14 protein-coding genes are annotated in these 17678 nt (G+C 42.0%); 7 read left to right on the forward strand and 7 right to left on the reverse strand.

The window, feature by feature from the left end; translation table 11 throughout:
* Positions 1 to 25: 25 nt before the first annotated feature.
* A complete protein-coding gene (locus Q9G97_RS07660; protein ID WP_305900300.1) occupies positions 26 to 1384 on the reverse strand; it encodes a coniferyl aldehyde dehydrogenase in 1359 nt (452 codons plus the stop codon).
* Positions 1385 to 1982: 598 nt separating this feature from the next.
* On the opposite strand from Q9G97_RS07660, the gene lipB reads away from it, so the two are divergent.
* The 4 genes from lipB (at position 1983) to ampC (ending at position 5610) form a co-directional block, all read left to right on the forward strand.
* Positions 1983 to 2750, forward strand: coding sequence for a lipoyl(octanoyl) transferase LipB (gene lipB, locus Q9G97_RS07665; protein ID WP_305900301.1), 768 nt, complete (start codon positions 1983 to 1985; stop codon positions 2748 to 2750).
* A 236-nt stretch (positions 2751 to 2986) separates the two neighbouring features.
* Entirely contained in the window at positions 2987 to 3517 is a 531-nt protein-coding gene (locus Q9G97_RS07670; protein WP_305898325.1) for an inorganic diphosphatase, read from the forward strand.
* Between the two features lie 199 nt (positions 3518 to 3716).
* Positions 3717 to 4181 (forward strand): hypothetical protein, encoded by a 465-nt coding sequence (locus tag Q9G97_RS07675; protein WP_305898326.1) that lies wholly within the window; start codon positions 3717 to 3719, stop codon positions 4179 to 4181.
* 253 nt (positions 4182 to 4434) lie between these two features.
* A complete protein-coding gene (ampC, locus tag Q9G97_RS07680; protein ID WP_305898327.1) occupies positions 4435 to 5610 on the forward strand; it encodes a class C beta-lactamase in 1176 nt (391 codons plus the stop codon).
* Positions 5611 to 5693: 83 nt separating this feature from the next.
* On the opposite strand, the gene Q9G97_RS07685 is transcribed toward ampC, so the two are convergent.
* From Q9G97_RS07685 to Q9G97_RS07710, 6 genes are all read right to left on the reverse strand, one after another.
* On the reverse strand, positions 5694 to 6560 hold the full coding sequence (locus Q9G97_RS07685; protein WP_305898328.1) for a hypothetical protein: 867 nt from the start codon (positions 6558 to 6560) through the stop codon (positions 5694 to 5696).
* A 195-nt stretch (positions 6561 to 6755) separates the two neighbouring features.
* Positions 6756 to 7670, reverse strand: coding sequence for a lantibiotic ABC transporter permease (locus Q9G97_RS07690; protein WP_305898329.1), 915 nt, complete (start codon positions 7668 to 7670; stop codon positions 6756 to 6758).
* Positions 7671 to 7977: 307 nt separating this feature from the next.
* Positions 7978 to 8862, reverse strand: a complete 885-nt coding sequence (locus Q9G97_RS07695; protein WP_305898330.1) for an SDR family NAD(P)-dependent oxidoreductase — start codon at positions 8860 to 8862, stop codon at positions 7978 to 7980.
* 362 nt (positions 8863 to 9224) lie between these two features.
* Positions 9225 to 10292: a tRNA dihydrouridine synthase DusB gene (gene dusB, locus Q9G97_RS07700; RefSeq protein WP_305898331.1), complete on the reverse strand. Its 1068-nt coding sequence runs from the start codon at positions 10290 to 10292 to the stop codon at positions 9225 to 9227.
* 93 nt (positions 10293 to 10385) lie between these two features.
* Positions 10386 to 12434: a BCCT family transporter gene (locus Q9G97_RS07705; RefSeq protein WP_305898332.1), complete on the reverse strand. Its 2049-nt coding sequence runs from the start codon at positions 12432 to 12434 to the stop codon at positions 10386 to 10388.
* A 287-nt stretch (positions 12435 to 12721) separates the two neighbouring features.
* Positions 12722 to 13162 carry an HIT family protein gene (locus tag Q9G97_RS07710; RefSeq protein WP_305898333.1) on the reverse strand — a complete coding sequence of 147 codons (441 nt, stop codon included), beginning with the start codon at positions 13160 to 13162 and terminating at the stop codon, positions 12722 to 12724.
* Between the two features lie 156 nt (positions 13163 to 13318).
* On the opposite strand from Q9G97_RS07710, the gene Q9G97_RS07715 reads away from it, so the two are divergent.
* The 3 genes from Q9G97_RS07715 to Q9G97_RS07725 all read left to right on the forward strand — a co-directional run bounded on the left by Q9G97_RS07715 (position 13319) and on the right by Q9G97_RS07725 (position 17650).
* Entirely contained in the window at positions 13319 to 14071 is a 753-nt protein-coding gene (locus tag Q9G97_RS07715) for a hypothetical protein (RefSeq protein WP_305898334.1), read from the forward strand.
* Between the two features lie 213 nt (positions 14072 to 14284).
* Positions 14285 to 16171 (forward strand): dihydroxy-acid dehydratase, encoded by a 1887-nt coding sequence (gene ilvD / locus Q9G97_RS07720; RefSeq protein WP_305898335.1) that lies wholly within the window; start codon positions 14285 to 14287, stop codon positions 16169 to 16171.
* Positions 16172 to 16399: 228 nt separating this feature from the next.
* Positions 16400 to 17650, forward strand: a complete 1251-nt coding sequence (locus Q9G97_RS07725) for a sodium:proton antiporter (RefSeq protein WP_305898336.1) — start codon at positions 16400 to 16402, stop codon at positions 17648 to 17650.
* The last annotated feature ends 28 nt before the right edge of the window (positions 17651 to 17678 follow it).

The following is a 17678-nucleotide window of genomic DNA, read 5'->3' on the forward strand; positions in this document are numbered from 1 at the left end:
AAAATAAATATTTAAAACAAGCAGGCTACTTTAAGAACATACCCATAGCTCGTTTGAATAACTTGTCATATGGTGGCAAGAATAAATTCAGACCGTTCAGTTTAGACTGTACAAATACAGGCTTCATATGGCTTAAGCGCTCAAAGCCTGCTTTGCCATGATAAGAGCCCATTCCTGAATGACCGACACCACCGAATGGTAGATCATGCTGCGCCACATGAATAATGACTTCGTTAATACAAACGCCACCTGAAACGGTATGAGTTCGTATCTGCTCAATGCTGCGATCATCATTGCCGAATACATAGAGCGCCAAAGGACGTGGACGATCATTGATAAAATCAATCGCATCATCAAGGGTGTCATAATGCATCAAAGGCAGTACAGGGGCAAAGATCTCATTCTGCATAACGTCGCTATCAAGCGCAGGCTCCGTGACGATAACAGGTGGCATTAAGCGTGTCTCAATATTGGCATCGACATCAGTCGTCTTATGAACGCTATCGGCAGGCAAGCTCTCAACATAGCCTTGTACACGATCAAACTGCTGCTGATTAATGATATAACTATAGTCTTCGTTATTAGCGATATCTGGATAATGCGCTTGCATCCACTCTTTGGCTAACTCAATAAAGCGCTGATGCAGCGGACGTTGAATCAACACATAATCAGGCGCGATACAAGTCTGACCTGCATTAATCGTTTTGCCCATCATCACTCGATTAACCGCTGATTCAAGATTGGCATCGTCAAGCACGATCACCGGCGACTTACCGCCCAGCTCTAGAGTCACAGGCGTCAAGTTTGGCGCGGCGGCAGCCATTACTTTTTTGCCGACCTCAGTTGAGCCTGTATAAAGCAGATGATCAAACGGTAATTTACTAAACTCTGTCGCTATATCGACCTCTCCTAACACGACGCTGACCATGTCGGAGGAAAAATACTGCGCAATTGCCTCAGCAAAGGCTTGCGCAAATTTAGGCGCCGCTTCACTCATTTTTATCATGATGCGGTTACCAGCGGTCAGCGCATCTATCATCGGCCCTATCGCTAGATACAGCGGATAGTTCCACGGTACCATAATACCGATAAGACCTAATGGCTGTGGCTGAATCTCGTTATGAGCGGGCAAGTATAAAGCGGAGATAGCCACGCGGCGGGTTTTCATCCAAGATTTGCCGTTCTTTTTGGCATGTGTGATGCCCGTAAAGCTTGGGAATAGCTCAGCAAATTGAGTCTCAGAGGTGCTGCGATAGCCGAAATCGCTACTTATAGATTGGGCTAGCGTATCTTGATTGTCTCGAAGTAGCGCATCTAGCTTATCCAGTAGCTCGGCGCGCGTGTCCCAATCTAGGATAGGCTGAGTACGGCTAAGCTCTTGCATATGCGTAAACTGAGCTTTTAGCTTATCTATAGTCGTGATGATGCTAGGTTTAGCAGTAGACTGAGTGTTAGCATTTAAGCTGTCAAGATGACGCTCATCAAGCTTTTGATCAAAAGTGTTCTGTATAGTATCCATTATCGGTCATCCCTTTAGTCATAAGTGTTAGAATAAATGCATTCTAGGCTAGTCATCAATTGATTTATTCAATAGAAGGCCTTGAGCTAATAACTTATTTTATTTAATTGCTATGTAATGTAACTTATTGACTAGACAATGAAAAGTTTATTTATAACACTGATAGGTGCGAAATAGGTTACAAATCAGCTATAAAATCTTAATAATGAGTCAAGATTGAATAATGACTCTCACTGGAGTTTAAACGCTTTTATCAAAATACTGCTAAACTCTAGCTATTAATCTACAATACTACTGTGCTCGTTTAGAATCCTTATGCTAAAACTATAAGACGGTAACGCTTATGACCTCTGTAACGCCTATTGCTCCTACCAATGCCAGTAATCTTGATAATGATATCAACGCTCTCAATGATATTAATCAGGCTGCTGACTTAGCTATTAATAAGACTGTTATTAGCGATATGCTTATCAGTCAATCGTTAAGCACTGCTGATTATAATCCCACTCATGAAGCGATGCTGGCGCGTACCCTTGAGCGTATTGCGCTCAAAAAACAGCAGGGGTTGCGCACCCCTGATGAGCTATGGATCGTCGATCATAATGATGTCTACACCCTTGGGCAGGCGGGCAAAGAGGAACATATCTTAGCGCATACCACTACCCCTATTATCAAGACGGATCGCGGCGGACAAGTCACTTGGCACGGCCATGGACAGCTAGTGATTTATTGGCTATTTGATCTGCATAGTTTAGGCTGGAGTGTGCGCAACTTAGTCTCACATGCTGAGCAGGCGATTGAAGATGTCATAAACGAATGTCTGCATGGGCAAAATAATATCTATGCTAAGGCACGTAGTGATGCGCCTGGCGTCTATCTATATAGCAAAATAGATGCTAATGCTAACAAAGGCATTGAAAATAACAATGACCCTATTATGCTCGGCAAAATGGCTTCATTGGGCTTTAAGATCAAGCACGGCTTTAGCTATCATGGTATTGCGCTCAATATTGATTGCGACCTAATAGCCTTTAATGCGATTAATCCTTGCGGCTACGCGGGTATGCAGATGTTACGCTTGAGCGATTTTATCGCTATGAGTGATGCTAATGCGATGAGTGGTGCTGACACTGATTCATTAAGTTATAGCGAGGTCACCCAAAAGCTTATTGATAATATTGCTCAGCGTCATGCTGGAATCCTTGAGCTGCGTCCTATCGCTGCTAAATGACTAACTGACCCAAAATAAAATATATTGAGTCTTTTTTTGCATAATATCGTGCCAGCTTTGACTTAAGCATAATCACAAAAACGCGGTCAAACTTGCTATACTCGCTCTCGATATAATTTATGCAGGGTTACGACTTATTGCACTGTCGATAAAGTGTGTAGCCCGCGATAAAAACAGTGCATTACCCTTCCCCTTTTAATCACTTTTTATTTTTAACAAAAAGCACAGGAGTAGTTATGGCAGATTTTAATAAAATTTTGGACGCAGGTGATGTTGATGGCGGTATTATCAATGTAGTCGTTGAGATTCCAGCAAATAGCAGTCATAAGATAGAATGGAACCGCGAGTTAGCCGTTTTTGAGCTGGATCGTATTGATCCGCAAATCTTTGCTAAGCCTTGCAACTATGGTTTTATCCCGCAAACTTTAGACGAAGATGGCGATGAGCTAGATGCGTTAATTATCACCGAACAGCCGCTACCTACTGGCATATTCTTAAAAGCTAAAGTGATTGGCGTGATGAAATTCGTCGATGATGGCGAAGTCGATGACAAAATCGTCGTTGTACCTGCTGATGATCGTGATACAGGCAACGCTTATAACAGCTTAGAAGATCTGCCAAAACAGCTTATCAATCAGCTAAACTTCCATTTTAGTCATTATAAAGACCTGAAAAAAGCAGGCACAACGGTGGTTGAGTCTTGGGGTGATGTGAACGAGGCCAAAGAAGTTATCAAAGAGTCTATTCAGCGCTGGAAAGATTTATAATTTTAGAAAAATTGTAAGTCATAAAACTATAAATTTTAAAAATCTCAAAAATACCGCTATCCTCTTGATTGCGGTATTTTTTTGGATAACGATTCGATTATAGAAATCAGTAATAGAGTTGCTATACTGGTTGCTTAAGCTGTTTAGGTTATTAAACAGTTGCTAGACATCGTTTTAACTTTTTCCCATAAGGATCTTTATGTTTAATCCAGACGCCAGCGCCCAATCAATCCGTAAAAAGCTGCCAAAATCGGTTGTGATCATGGTCGAAAAAGGCAATTTGGTTATGGCAATTAAAACCTTAGCAGCGGATGAAAGTATCACTATGGAGGCGGCCAAAGCTCGTATTGATGAGTATGAAGACGCTATCAAAGCCAAACAGCAGCAAAAGCTGACAACTATCGCCAATAAACAAGGCATCCCTAATAGCGCTATTAGCTTTGATGAAGCGCCTATCGAAGAAGAATTTGGCACGCTATCAAAGGATAAAGTTAAGACCACACCAACAGAACAAGGTTTTAAGAGTCTGCAAGCTGGGGTCAATAGTCAGCTCAATGACTTAGGTTATAAAAAGCCATTCGTGCCTTTTTGGGGTAAGCGTCTGCTCATTATCGCAATCATTATGCTCGGCGTATTTTGGATATTATGGCGTGTTTTTAGTTAAATAGTCTGTTGTAAGTGGTTTCATTATAGTGGTCTGTTTTAAGTAGTCTATTTATTGATTATCAGGACTGTTTTGGTAGTTTCGTAGGGGTGTACTCTATTGGAAGCAATCTGTAGTACTGAATCGTTAAGATTGTCAGGGATTCAGCATTCTGAGATAATATAAAGCGGCATACCCTAACTAAAAGCAAAGCGCTATTTGCATATGCATTAAATTCTTAGTCCATTTATTAGAATAAACGAGAAGCCCTACAATGAAAAGATTCGTTCAAACTCTGTTAAATCAAGTAGGACTTATCGCTTTAGTGACAGTAGCATTGCTATCTGCAACGGCACAGGCAGCTGACAGTGATGATCTTCTGAAAAATGCCGTTGATCAGCAAGCCAGATCGTTAATGAACGAACATGATATTTCAGGGATGGCTTTTGGCATTATTATTGATGGTAAATCACACTTCTATCATTATGGTTTGGCTGATAAGAAAGCCAAAATACCTGTCTCAGAAAACACTATTTTTGAGCTAGGCTCAATCAGTAAAACGTTTGCGGCTACTTTAGCCAGTTATTCAGAATTAAATGGCACACTTAAGTTAGAATATACCGCTGACAAATATATTCCCTATCTAAAAAACAGCCCCATTGGCAATACTAAGCTTATAAACCTAGCCACCTATTCCGCTGGTGGTCTGCCGCTACAAGTCCCTGATGACGTTAAAAATAATGAACAGTTACTTCGTTATTATAAATCTTGGCAGCCAGTCTTTCCCGTCAACTCAACGCGTTTATATTCCAATGCCAGCATAGGATTGTTTGGTTACATATCGGCATTGAGCATGGATGCTGATTACACACAATTGATGGAAAATAAAATATTACCGTCACTCAATATGCCCAACACCTTTATCAATGTGCCTAATGACAAAATGGCGGATTATGCGTTTGGTTATAACGCTGCTGGCGATGCTATCCGAGTCAATCCTGGCATGTTAGACGCTGAAGCTTACGGCATTAAATCCACTATTAAAGATATGACGCATTTTATGGCGGCTAATATGGGTCTTGTGCCGCTGGACAAAGATATTCAGCAAGCGTTAGACAATAATAGAAAGGGTTACTATCAAGCGAGCACTTTTACCCAAGGGTTAGGATGGGAGATGTACCCTTATCCTACTCAGCTAGATACCTTACTCGAAGGTAACTCAATGAACGTGGTGCTAAAGCCTCAAGCCATTAAAACAGATAATCATCCAACGCCTATTTTAAACAACGTCTGGGTCAACAAAACAGGCGCTACTAATGGGTTCGGTGGCTATATCGCTTATATCCCTGCCAAAAAATCAGGCATTGTCATTCTGGCAAATAAAAACTATCCAAACGCAGATAGGGTCAAAGCAGCCTATACGATTTTAGAGAGTGCGATAACTCATTGATTGAACATGAATCACAAAGCAACCTTATAAAGATAGCCTTTCACTAATAACCCAGCTAGATGCTGGGTTACTACGTTCAACTTTTAAGAGCAGCCTTCCACCAAATAAATCGCTTCTGGTATACCAATATCGATGCTTTCTACCTCACCTTTTAATAGATTTTTATGGTCTACTGTCCACTCAGTAGCCTTAATCGTAGAATCACTTAGCTTTTGACCGCCTTTGATATGATATTCAATTTGTAGCGGCAACTTATCCTGTTTATTATTAAGCCTAATATTGTCGTCTTTTAAGAATTCTCCAAGTGGGCTTTCTTGTATCGCCTTAAAATTGACATTAGCAATCAGGTTATAGTAATCACCATCAACTGCATATTTATCGACCTCGTAGCTAAGCTCGTCATTATGTGCTTTCATAACGTCTGTAGCTAAATTTCCAACGTTGATGTCTTTATAAAACGCTATGCTTGAATCCTGAATACTGATCAGAGCAACTTTACCATCTATGATTTGATATAGCACAGAAGCACGTTCACCGTAATCTTTATCGATATAGCTCAATTCTGGATTACTGACGTAATAGCATTGTTCGTTATCGCTCTTGGCTTTGGTCATTCTCAGGCTATTTAGCAATTCGGGGGTAATAACCTGACCGAAGCTTAGTTTTTGATACCCTGACGGGCTGACGATTTGCTCATCAGCTATATCTTCTGCTTCGTTAGTTTGGGCTTTATCCATAGCACTCGTATCTGTAGGCGCTGGATTGACAGACATCTTATCATCCTTAGCCACATTTTTATCTGTATTATTCGTTTGTGCAGTGCTGTCATTACTTGAAGGTGAAGGCTGTGAGTTACAGCCTGTCATCAGTTGTACAGTACCGATTAGTAAAGCAGAAGCCATTGCCGTTTTGAATATAGGCAATGATGATTTTAAATGAAAAAATAACATGACTTAATTCCTGAATTTGGATCATTGGTATTAATATATACCTTAACGGACCCTATATAAACTGTCTTTCTTATGCTCAATAGATTCGAGTCCTCACTAGGGAACCTGACCCTTACCTCATAATGTCAATGACATAAAAAAGGATACCTCAGCCCGTAGATACCATGAGCTGAAACCTGACCTTAAATCTATACTTCAAGGTGTATGGCGTTTTGCCATATATTTGCCCAGTAAGGGTAAGCAGAATGCTGGTAATTGAAAGGCACCCAGTAACGGTAGAAACACCGCGCCCATAAAGGGTACCGTTATAGTGTAAGCAAGTAGTACATTGCGTCCGCCACATACCAGCGCAGCGACAATGGCATTTTCATAGCCAAAACGCCGATATATGATATAAGCGCTAAAATAAAACACCAATGCCAATACCGAACTTAGCACTAGTAATAACAATGCTTGCCACGGATCGTGGTCAAAGGTAGTACGAAATCCTGCCATCAGTCCCAATGGAAACAACATCAGCAGTAAAATATTAAACTGTCCAATTTTGGGATAATAACGTGACAAAATAGCAGGTGGAACGAACCGACGCACCCCTACAGCTAGCACCATTGGCATAACGATATAAACTAACAAGCGTTTGATATAAGTACCAACGTCTATATGCGCATTTCCATCGCCTAATAGCCACAATACGCCTAATAAGGTAAATGGCATAACGAGGGTCGCAGCGATAGTTTTTGCCGTTGCCAGTTGTGCATCAAACCCCACTGCATTGACCAACGCACCACTACCAAATAATGGAGCAGTGGCACCAAGACCTGCAATGGCCAATAGCCAATCGCCACGTACACCAAGCGCATAAGCAATGACTATCAAAGCTAGACTCATGCCCCCGCTTTGTAACAAGGCAAAAACCCAGACATAGCTTGTCGCTATACGCTTTAACAGCGCATATTGATCGATACCCAATAAAGTGAAAAACATCAAGAAGAACAGTATTTGGGGTAAATATACCAATACTGCATTGGATAAGTTTGGAAAAATAAAGCCCACAATAGCGCAAACTGGCATAATTAATGTGCTATGACGCGCAATAAAACGAAGAAGCATGACCTATCCTAATAAAAATATTCATAAAAAAGCGGGTATTACTACCTCACTTTTTTTGCTATCCGTAATGAAAATAATCCCCACATAATACGCTTTTAGTACTTTAATTATCTAGGGTCTGTTGAACAATACACTGCTATATACAATAAGCTGCTACAAACCACTCAAAATCTTAGTGCCATTGTCCTAAAGCCAAACCTTAAAGTCTTCACTGGGAAATCGCGCGTATCCTCGTAAAATCAATTAAACAAAAAAAGGATACCGAAGTATCCTTTAATTCTTAGAGAGTAATATTAAACTATTGGAATTAATGCTCGCCAGGGATCAGCTTTGCAAAGGCACGTTGGGCGATATTAGGTTTAGAGTCCGTGGTTTGTGCGGCACTTGAGCTTGGGAAGATACGATAGCCCATAGATTGCAGACCGACGTTAAATGCGGGTACCAGTGAAAAAGTAACTGAAGCAAACTTACCCATGTTACTAGCGATACTGTTTGGCTGCTCTACAATAGCTTTGGCTACCATCATAGCTGCCTCATCAGGCATAAGCGCTGGCATATAACGGTACAGCTTAGTCGGCGCAATCATAGGCGTGCGCACTAATGGCATAAAGACATTGGTAATAGAGATATCATGGCCTTTTACTTCAGCGGCTAGACAACGGCTAAAGGCATCTAATGCCGCTTTTGAGGCGACGTAGGCAGCAAAACGTGGACTATTAGCTAGTACACCAATGGATGAGATATTAATGATCTGACCCGTCTGTCTACTAATCATAATCGGCAAAAAGGCCAAAATAGTCTTAACCGCGCCAAAATAGTTGATATTCATTGTCCTCTCAAAATCATGGAAGCGGTTAACCGATTCATGAACCGAGCGACGAATAGAGCGACCTGCATTGTTCACTAATATATCGATATGATTAAAGTCAGCGATAATCTTATCAGTCGTCTTTTCGATATCGTCCATATCAGTCAGGTCACAAGCATAATAGCTGGCTTTACCGCCGTTTTTCTCGATTTCGTCCTTGACCATCTTAAGATTTTCTTCCGTACGTGCCAGTAAAATTACATGAGCACCACATTCGCTAAGCAAATGCGCAGTGCGCTCACCAATACCACTTGAGGCACCTGTGATAAGAATATTTTTACCCTTAACGGCCTTAGCGATTACTTTTTTTGATATATTAGCCATAAAACGTCCTTGTTGTTTAATGTGGTCCAGCCACTATCCAGTTTTAGCATAGCAAAAACTAATTACTCTTAGTTAAAGAGATGCGCATAAAGCCTTATAATGCAGCGATTATCACCATTAAGCAAATATTTGTAAAGGTATTAGTAGTCATAGTAATCTATCAGTTATATAGTACCGTTTAGCTTATTACTATTGACAAACATTATTTAGCAAGTATCAAAGCATTATTAATCAGTAACTATTTAGCAGTAGCTTTCATTTTTCACTAATTTATTTTATGCAGTAACTTAGTTATATAAAGCAGCTCGCAAGTCTTAAAAAACAATCTATTAGAGGCTTTAAAATCGATATTTTAAATCACTTTATTCATGCGCTTGTAGGAAACTCTCCACCACTTTGAATTGTCCAGCGGTGCTCTCCTCCCCATACATCGCTTGGCGAAAGGCATTAGAATTAGGAATACCTGTGGTATACCAAGCAATATGCTTACGAGCGATACGACAGCCAGAGTATTCACCGTAAAAGCCATACAACTCTTGCAAATGTGTCAACACTATCTCCTTAATCTCACTAACCGTTGGCGCATCTAGTACCTGACCTGTGCGCAGATAATGCTCGATATCACGAAACAGCCATGGCTGACCTTGAGCGGCGCGACCGATCATCACCGCATCACAGCCCGTTAGCTCGTAAACCTGCTGAGCTTTTTGGGCGCTATCAATATCACCATTGGCAATGACAGGGATGCTAATACTCTCTTTGACCTCACGTATCAGCTCATAACGTGCCTCGCCTGTATACATATCCTCGCGAGTACGACCATGAATAGCAATCGCCGCAATGCCCGCTTGCTCGGCCATCTTGGCGACGCGCAAAATATTCTCACGACCATTCTCAAAGCCTAAGCGCGTCTTTAGCGTTACTGGTGCGTCGACCGCGTTTACTGCTGCATCAAGTAATCTTGCGACTAGATCCTCATCTTGTAGCAGCGCTGACCCTGCCAGCTTACGGCAGACCTTTTTGGCAGGACAGCCCATATTGATATCGATAATCTGTGCACCATTATCGATCTGATAGCGTGCCGCTTCGGCGAGTTTATCGGGCTCAGCCCCTGCAATTTGTGCAGAGATAGGCGCAATTTCATTATCGAAGTTAGCACGATAAAGCGACTTTCTACGCGCATAAAGCGCCGTATCAGCGATGATCATTTCGCTGACTGCGTGACCTGCGCCAAAGGATTTGCACAATCTGCGAAAAGGATTATCTGTGACGCCAGCCATTGGCGCGACCATTAAGCGGTTCTCTATCGTCAAGCCGCCAATCACTAATGGCTGTAATAGCGGATGAGCACTATCAGACCTCGCTGCTGCGGCAGTATTGGGACTGAGTTCTAGACTTGATTTTGGACGGATGAGCGTATCTATAGACATAAAAAACGGCTTGCCCTTTGATAAAATTAAATCAATAAAAACAAGCCGTTATTCTAAGGGTTATTATAGGTTTTGCAAGGTTTAAAACCTATACTATTTATCAAACACACTACCCTGCTCAAGGGTAAGGTCTTCATCATGCTCTTGCATACGCCATGGCAAACTATTAGGCGACTCATTTAAGAAGTGCAAGTACTTTTCAAACTGATCAATGATGTCGTTGATGACAGACTCTGATTGATAGCCATATAGATCATAGGTTTGGGCACCGCGGCGTAAGTACACTTGCGCTCGATGATAGTGATCTTGCGATAGCCCATTTTTTGAGTCATCTGAGTAATAATCAGGCGTATCATAATGTGATAAGCGCACTTCATACCAAAACTCGACATCGTCACCACGTTGTAATTCCAATACTGCTCGATTATTAGTATCATCGTAGTTAACTTCAGGAATCCAACCTGTCTCTTTAAATTTCTCTGCCACCTCAGTCATAGACGACATAACCGTACCTTTGATATAGTCCAGTACTTCCTCACGACTTGGTTGTTCGGTAATATAGTCAATACGGTCGCGCCATGATTCAAGTTTGAGCAGGTGCGGTGGTATATGATTGTCATTGGCCAAACTTTGATTACGATGACCCTCAATGCGTAGGGCACGCCACATGCCAAAGATAGAGATTAAAATAATAATGGCAAAAGGTAGAGCACTGACGATAGCCGCCGTTTGCAACGCTGTCAAACCACCTGCAATTAACAGAACAGCAGCAACTGCGCCCTCTGTTACTACCCAAAATGAGCGCTGCCACCATGGTGTATCACTACGGCCACCAGCTGCTAGTGAGTCAATCACTAGTGACCCTGAATCCGATGAAGTCACAAAAAAAGTGATAATTAACAATACCGTGATAGAAGATATTATCTGAGTAAAAGGCAGATTCTCTAATAATTTGAATAACGCAATCGCTTGGTTATTCTGCACGTCAGTGATTAAAGAGTCATACCCTTGAACCATAATCATATTAAGCGCAGTATCACCGAATACTGAAAACCAAAAAAAGGTGAAAATAGTTGGCACCAGCATGACACCCGCGATGAACTCACGGATAGTACGGCCACGGCTGATTTTAGCGATAAACAAACCAACAAAAGGCGCCCAGGCAATCGTCCATGCAAAGATAAACAGTGTCCAACTACCAATCCAATCACTAGACTTGTAAGCTTGCAAACTAAAACTACGCTCAACGATATTACCTAAATAACTGCCCGTGTTTTCCATAAAAGCGTTTAGAATAAATATCGTTGGACCCACAACGAATACAAAAATCATTAATGAAGTTGCCAGCACCATATTCAAGATAGATAAGCGCTTGACCCCTTTGTCCATACCTGCCAACACTGATATCAGCGCCAAACCCGTCACCACTGCAATCGTAATCACTTGTACCGTTGTATTAACGGGGACTAAGTTAGGTAATAGATAATTTAAACCCGCATTAATTTGTGCGACAGATAGCCCTAAACTAGTGGCAATACCAAACATCGTCCCTAAAATTGCAAAGACATCAACCGTATGACCAATAGGACCATAGATTTTATCACCGATAAGTGGATAAAGAGTGGAACGTATAGACAAAGGCAAACCATGTCGAAAGGCGAAATAGGCCAGAGATAAACCAACAACCCCATAGATCGCCCAAATATGAAAGCCCCAATGAAAATAGGCGATCTGCATGGCTTCTTTAGCGGCAGCAATAGTTTCAGGCTGTGATAGTGGCGGACTCGCAAAATGTATTACTGGCTCGGCTACACCATAAAATAGTAGTGCAATACCGTAACCTGCTGAAAACAGCATCGCAAACCATTCGAGAAACTTATATTCCGCTTCGCCATGATCAGGACCGAGCTTGATACTGCCATAAGATGAAAACGCTAGCATAATGATAAAAATCAAAAATATAGCGACCGCTAGCATATAAAACCAGCCGAAAGTGTCGGTAATAAAATTGAGCACATTGCTGAATACTGCACCAGCAGCTTCTGGATTAATAGACGTACCAATAACTAACAAAATCATAATGATAGCTGCTGGTATAAATACAGGCAGCAAGATGGTAGAACGAGAGGATCTATTTTCCATAAACGTGGTCTCTTATTATTATGGTAACAAGGTTCTATTAAAAGTTCTGTTACTAGCCTTAAGCATTGAGCACTTACAGCCACTGAATCCATATAACGATGCTATGCAGGTCATAAAAAAGGTTGTAGGCGACAATAATTAACACAATCATTAGAAAAACCCCAGAAAACGACCTAACATATAACAATACATTAACATTTGTTACTAGACTGTTACCCAAAATTAAAAAAGGCAACTTGTCAGCTGCCTTCTTCATAGTTAGATCATAAGTGCGTAGTCAAGATAGCTTACTCAATTATTTTTCCAGCAAGTTGCTGAGCTAATTTGGCCAGCTCTGCATTATCCGCTTGTGTGACCGCATGACGACCTAGCTCATGAATGCTGCTAGGGATAAGATGAATATGATAATGAAACACCGTCTGTCCTGCCTCGCTACCATTAAGCTGCATTTGAACAATGCCTTCACGCGCAAATACTTGCCGCTGGGCTGCCATGACTTTTTTGGCAGTCATAAGTATCGCCGACGCATATTCAGGCTCAAGGTCGGCCAAATCAACCGCTTTTTGTTTAGGGATCACGAGTACGTGACCCTTCGCTTGCGGCATTATATCCATAAAGGCGAGCGTTTTATCATCTTCATAAACTTTGTGGTAAGGAATATCACCATCAAGCATTTTGGCAAAGATATTATTATCGTCATAAGTCGCTATTGATTGAGTCTGGCTCATGGTTAATCCTTTAGTTGTTAATAATGATATCTACGATATAGTGGACGAATTTTTATGCTAGTTCAAGTGTTGTCTCATCCAAAAAACTCTAAATTGATGGCGAGATAATCCATAAAAAATGTTATATTAGTAGGCTATTTTTATAACCTTGAGCTTATGAATTTGACTGTTTCGCAGACTGAACCCATTGACATTACAGATACTCATATCGAGTCCTATGAGGATATGCCGCATAATAATGTGATAGATAATGTTGATACCGATAACAAGCAATCCATCGACCCCAACGCTATTATTTTGACCGAGGTGTTGACCGATAGCGCTATTGCTTGGCGTATTCATAACTGTAAAGTTAGCAAAAAGACCGTAACGCAAAACTTACCACTGCAGTTTTTGTATCATTACGATAGTCTAGATAACGTGATTAAACAGGCGAATCCATTAACACCCAAACTATTAGCGCAGTTTAATACGCCGATGACGGCAACTGAGGCTGCGCAACTTATTGGCATTGATGCGGCATTAATCTCTAGCCCTTGGCATGTCAAAGTAACAGGATCATTAGTGGTGTTTAGTGAAGCGCTACAATTAGCAGTACGGCTGCATTGGACCAATACGGGTAAAGCGACCGAGCAGCTTTACACCAAAGATGCCGCTGATGCGCTAGTAGCCGCCTTTAAAGAGTGGCAGTTCTTTGGTCGTATTGATGTGCTATACAAAAGTGCGAAGCAGGCTTTGATCAGTGTAGACGAAAGCGCTATAGATAACGCACAAGTACTCACTATCGAGGCAAGCACTGACTATCAGTACTTACCAGCGCCTCACGCCCTACTCGTTATTGCCAAATTAGAAGCGGATAAAGAACAACTACCTTGGTTTGAATCGGCTATCTTAGAGCGTCTTGAATAGTGTTAACCGAAATACCTATGTGCGCTTCAACGATCTTAAAACTATCCGCTGATTGTTTTGACTTACTGATAGCTGATGGTAAGGTAGCCACTTAGTATTATTCACTTGTCCTCACTGTTTATAAAAAGCACAATAATCATAAAAGTCACAACAACTTTATTATATTTGTAGGTGAAAACTTAAGTCACCTCGACTAATCGCAAGGAATCTCACATGGATTATCGCTCAAAGACCTCAACTGGCGGTCGTAATATGGCGGGTGCTCGTGCACTATGGCGCGCCACTGGCATGACTGATAGCGACTTTGGCAAACCTATTATCGCCATTTCAAACTCTTTTACCCAGTTTGTACCAGGGCATGTACACCTAAAAGACTTAGGTCAGCTGGTCGCGCGTGAAATTGAAAAAGCAGGCGGTGTGGCAAAAGAGTTCAATACTATCGCGGTCGATGATGGTATTGCCATGGGTCACAGTGGCATGCTGTACTCTCTACCGAGCCGTGACTTAATTGCAGACTCTGTCGAATATATGGTCAATGCCCACTGCGCCGATGCATTAGTGTGTATCTCTAACTGCGATAAAATCACTCCCGGTATGTTGATGGCAGCCATGCGTCTCAATATTCCAGTGGTATTTATATCTGGTGGCCCGATGGAGGCTGGCAAGATTGTCGCCAGTACCGTCGGTAAAAGCCATAATAATGAAGACAGCAATGACAGTGCCATTCGTAAGCTTGATCTCGTCGATGCGATGATGGATGCGGCTGACGATAGCATTAGTGATGAGGATGTTGCTGCTATCGAAGCTTCAGCTTGTCCTACTTGTGGCTCATGCTCGGGCATGTTTACCGCCAACTCAATGAACTGTTTGACCGAAGCATTAGGATTGGCACTACCGGGTAATGGCTCGCTACTTGCCACCCACTCACTACGTCGTGAGCTATTTTTAGAAGCAGGTCGTACTATTGTATCTCTTGCCAAGCGTCGCTATGAGCAAGATGATGATTCAGTACTACCACGCTCTATCGCGAGCAAAGCGGCGTTTGAGAATGCAATGACGTTAGATATCGCTATGGGCGGCTCGACGAATACTATTTTGCATCTGCTAGCCGCTGCTAATGAAGCAGAAGTCGACTTTAAGATGCATGATATTGACCGTTTGAGTCGCGGTGTACCTTGTCTGGCAAAAGTAGCGCCAGCTTCACAAAAATATCATATGGAAGATGTGCATCGTGCTGGTGGTGTCTTTGCGCTGTTAGCAGAGCTGGATCGGGCAGGATTATTAAAAACGGATTTACCTACTATTCATAGCGCTACGATGAAAGAGGCGATTGATAAGTGGGATATTATGAATCCTGATAATAGCGAGGCACGAGCACGCTATATTGCTGCTCCTGGTGGTGTGCGTACCACGCAGGCCTTCTCACAATCTCAGGAATGGTCAAACCTCGACGTCAATCGTGAGTCAGGCTGTATCCGTAGTGCTCAGCATGCTTATTCATCAGATGGTGGCTTGGCAGTGCTTTATGGCAATATCGCTGAACGTGGCTGTGTGGTCAAGACCGCAGGCGTTGATGACAGTATCTTAGTATTTACAGGTCGTGCACGACTTTTTGAATCTCAAGATGATGCGGTAGCTGCAGTACTTGACGACCAAATCGTCGCTGGTGACGTAGTAATCATTCGTTATGAAGGTCCAAAAGGTGGCCCTGGTATGCAGGAAATGCTCTATCCGACTACCTATCTTAAATCTAAAGGATTAGGTAAAGAGTGTGCCCTACTTACCGATGGAAGATTTTCAGGTGGTACCTCAGGACTATCGATTGGTCATGCCAGCCCTGAAGCTGCTGAAGGTGGCGCTATTGGTTTAGTTGCTGAGGGCGATACTATTCATATTGATATCCCGAACCGTACCATTAATATGCTGGTTGACGATGCTGAATTGGTCGCGCGCCGTGAGGAAATGGAAAGCCGTGGTAGTCAGGCATGGAAACCTGTCAGTCGCGTACGTCATGTGACTCCTGCACTTCGAGCCTATGCCGCGATGACGACTAGTGCTGATACTGGCGCTGTGCGTGATGTCAGTCAAGTTGAGCGTTAGGATCTATTTATAGTTTTACTTAAAGAGTATCATTCAATATTAAGCCAGCGCTATGCTGGCTTTTTTTGTGGCTCATTATTTATATAGCTGACTATTTGTATAGCTATTGATGGGCAACTACCAAAAACCAACGTAATCTAAGCTCTGATAACGTTTTTTTGCTTAATATTTTTATTTTTTGCGTCATTATAAATAACTTTTTATCATTAGGGCGTGCCTGCAAAGCTGATGCTTGAAAATTATAATTTACTCTTATTAATTGGTGGTTTTGCGTTTTTACTTGGCGCTCTGTTTCCTATTATCTTTAGACGCACCCCTATCTCCTTGCCTATTTTACAAGTTCTATTCGGTATGACGATAGGGTATTGGTGGACGGGTCTAACGTTTTTAGACCCTATTGATAATGGCTTAGCGATTGAAAAAATCACTGAGATTGTGGTACTAGTCTCGCTGGTTGGCGCGGGTATCAAGATTGATACTGATCTGACCTGGCAGCTATGGCGGCCTACTATGCGCTTGCTGCTTATTACAATGCCCATTTGTATTTTTACCATGGCGGTACTCGGCTATTATACTTTTGGCCTGAGTATTGGTGCCGCTATTTTACTTGGTGCGGTACTAGCGCCTACCGACCCAGTATTAGCCGCTAGCATCCAAGTTGGACCCCCTAATACAGGCGGTGAAGATACGACGCGCTTTACCTTGACCTCTGAGGCTGGACTCAATGATGGTCTGGCGTTCCCTTTTGTCTATTTAGCCATCAAAGTAGCCGAAGCTTTTAGCGAGGGCAAGCGCTTCACCAGTGAGATGCTATGGTCATGGTTCACCCAAGACGTACTATGGCAAATCGGCGCAGGCGTCATTGTTGGCATAGTCGTGGGTAAAGTATTAGCAAAAATAGTATTTTCAAAACATACCAAAGATACAGCGCTCTCACAAGGCTATGTGGTGATCGCGCTGACGCTGCTCGCTTATGGCTTGGCTGAGTATATACATAGCTATGGCTTTATTGCTGTATTTGTCGCCGCTTTTGCCTTTCGGCGCTCAGAGTGTGAGCATGAGTATCATGAAAAACTCCATGACTTTGCTGAACAGTCCGAGGGTTTACTCATGTCACTAGTACTTGTAGGCTTTGGGATATTAATCGGTCAAGGCTTACAATCTGGTATTGAGCTGACTTGGAAAGTATATGCAGTCAGCTTAGCATTTTTAGTATTTATACGTCCTTTAGGTGGGATTATTGCTCTATCAGGCTTAGATATGCACCGAACCGAAAAATATGCTATATCAGCATTAGGTATCCGTGGTATCGGTACCTTATATTACTTATCTTATGCCTTAAATCAAGGTTACTTCGCTGATGATGATGCACTTAAATTATGGATTGTTTGCTCTATTGTTATCTTAGCCTCAATCTTCGTTCATGGATTAAGTGCGCCAAGTTTATTGAAAATGACGCCAAAAAATCCTCATAATTAATGGCTTTTTTATACTTAATATTAGGGCG

Origin of the sequence: Psychrobacter sp. M13 (genome assembly GCF_030718935.1) — a bacterium.
GTDB lineage: Bacteria > Pseudomonadota > Gammaproteobacteria > Pseudomonadales > Moraxellaceae > Psychrobacter > Psychrobacter immobilis_G.

Excerpts from the sequence above, each read along its gene's own strand:
- Q9G97_RS07660 (WP_305900300.1), bottom strand. The coding sequence starts at position 1,384 with ATGCAAGAGCTTAGCCGTACTCAGCCTATCCTAGATTGGGACACGCGC.
- lipB (WP_305900301.1), top strand. The coding sequence starts at position 1,983 with ATGCTTATCAGTCAATCGTTAAGCACTGCTGATTATAATCCCACTCAT.
- Q9G97_RS07670 (WP_305898325.1), top strand. The coding sequence starts at position 2,987 with ATGGCAGATTTTAATAAAATTTTGGACGCAGGTGATGTTGATGGCGGT.
- Q9G97_RS07675 (WP_305898326.1), top strand. The coding sequence starts at position 3,717 with ATGTTTAATCCAGACGCCAGCGCCCAATCAATCCGTAAAAAGCTGCCA.
- ampC (WP_305898327.1), top strand. The coding sequence starts at position 4,435 with ATGAAAAGATTCGTTCAAACTCTGTTAAATCAAGTAGGACTTATCGCT.
- Q9G97_RS07685 (WP_305898328.1), bottom strand. The coding sequence starts at position 6,560 with ATGTTATTTTTTCATTTAAAATCATCATTGCCTATATTCAAAACGGCA.
- Q9G97_RS07690 (WP_305898329.1), bottom strand. The coding sequence starts at position 7,670 with ATGCTTCTTCGTTTTATTGCGCGTCATAGCACATTAATTATGCCAGTT.
- Q9G97_RS07695 (WP_305898330.1), bottom strand. The coding sequence starts at position 8,862 with ATGGCTAATATATCAAAAAAAGTAATCGCTAAGGCCGTTAAGGGTAAA.
- dusB (WP_305898331.1), bottom strand. The coding sequence starts at position 10,292 with ATGTCTATAGATACGCTCATCCGTCCAAAATCAAGTCTAGAACTCAGT.
- Q9G97_RS07705 (WP_305898332.1), bottom strand. The coding sequence starts at position 12,434 with ATGGAAAATAGATCCTCTCGTTCTACCATCTTGCTGCCTGTATTTATA.
- Q9G97_RS07710 (WP_305898333.1), bottom strand. The coding sequence starts at position 13,162 with ATGAGCCAGACTCAATCAATAGCGACTTATGACGATAATAATATCTTT.
- Q9G97_RS07715 (WP_305898334.1), top strand. The coding sequence starts at position 13,319 with ATGAATTTGACTGTTTCGCAGACTGAACCCATTGACATTACAGATACT.
- ilvD (WP_305898335.1), top strand. The coding sequence starts at position 14,285 with ATGGATTATCGCTCAAAGACCTCAACTGGCGGTCGTAATATGGCGGGT.
- Q9G97_RS07725 (WP_305898336.1), top strand. The coding sequence starts at position 16,400 with ATGCTTGAAAATTATAATTTACTCTTATTAATTGGTGGTTTTGCGTTT.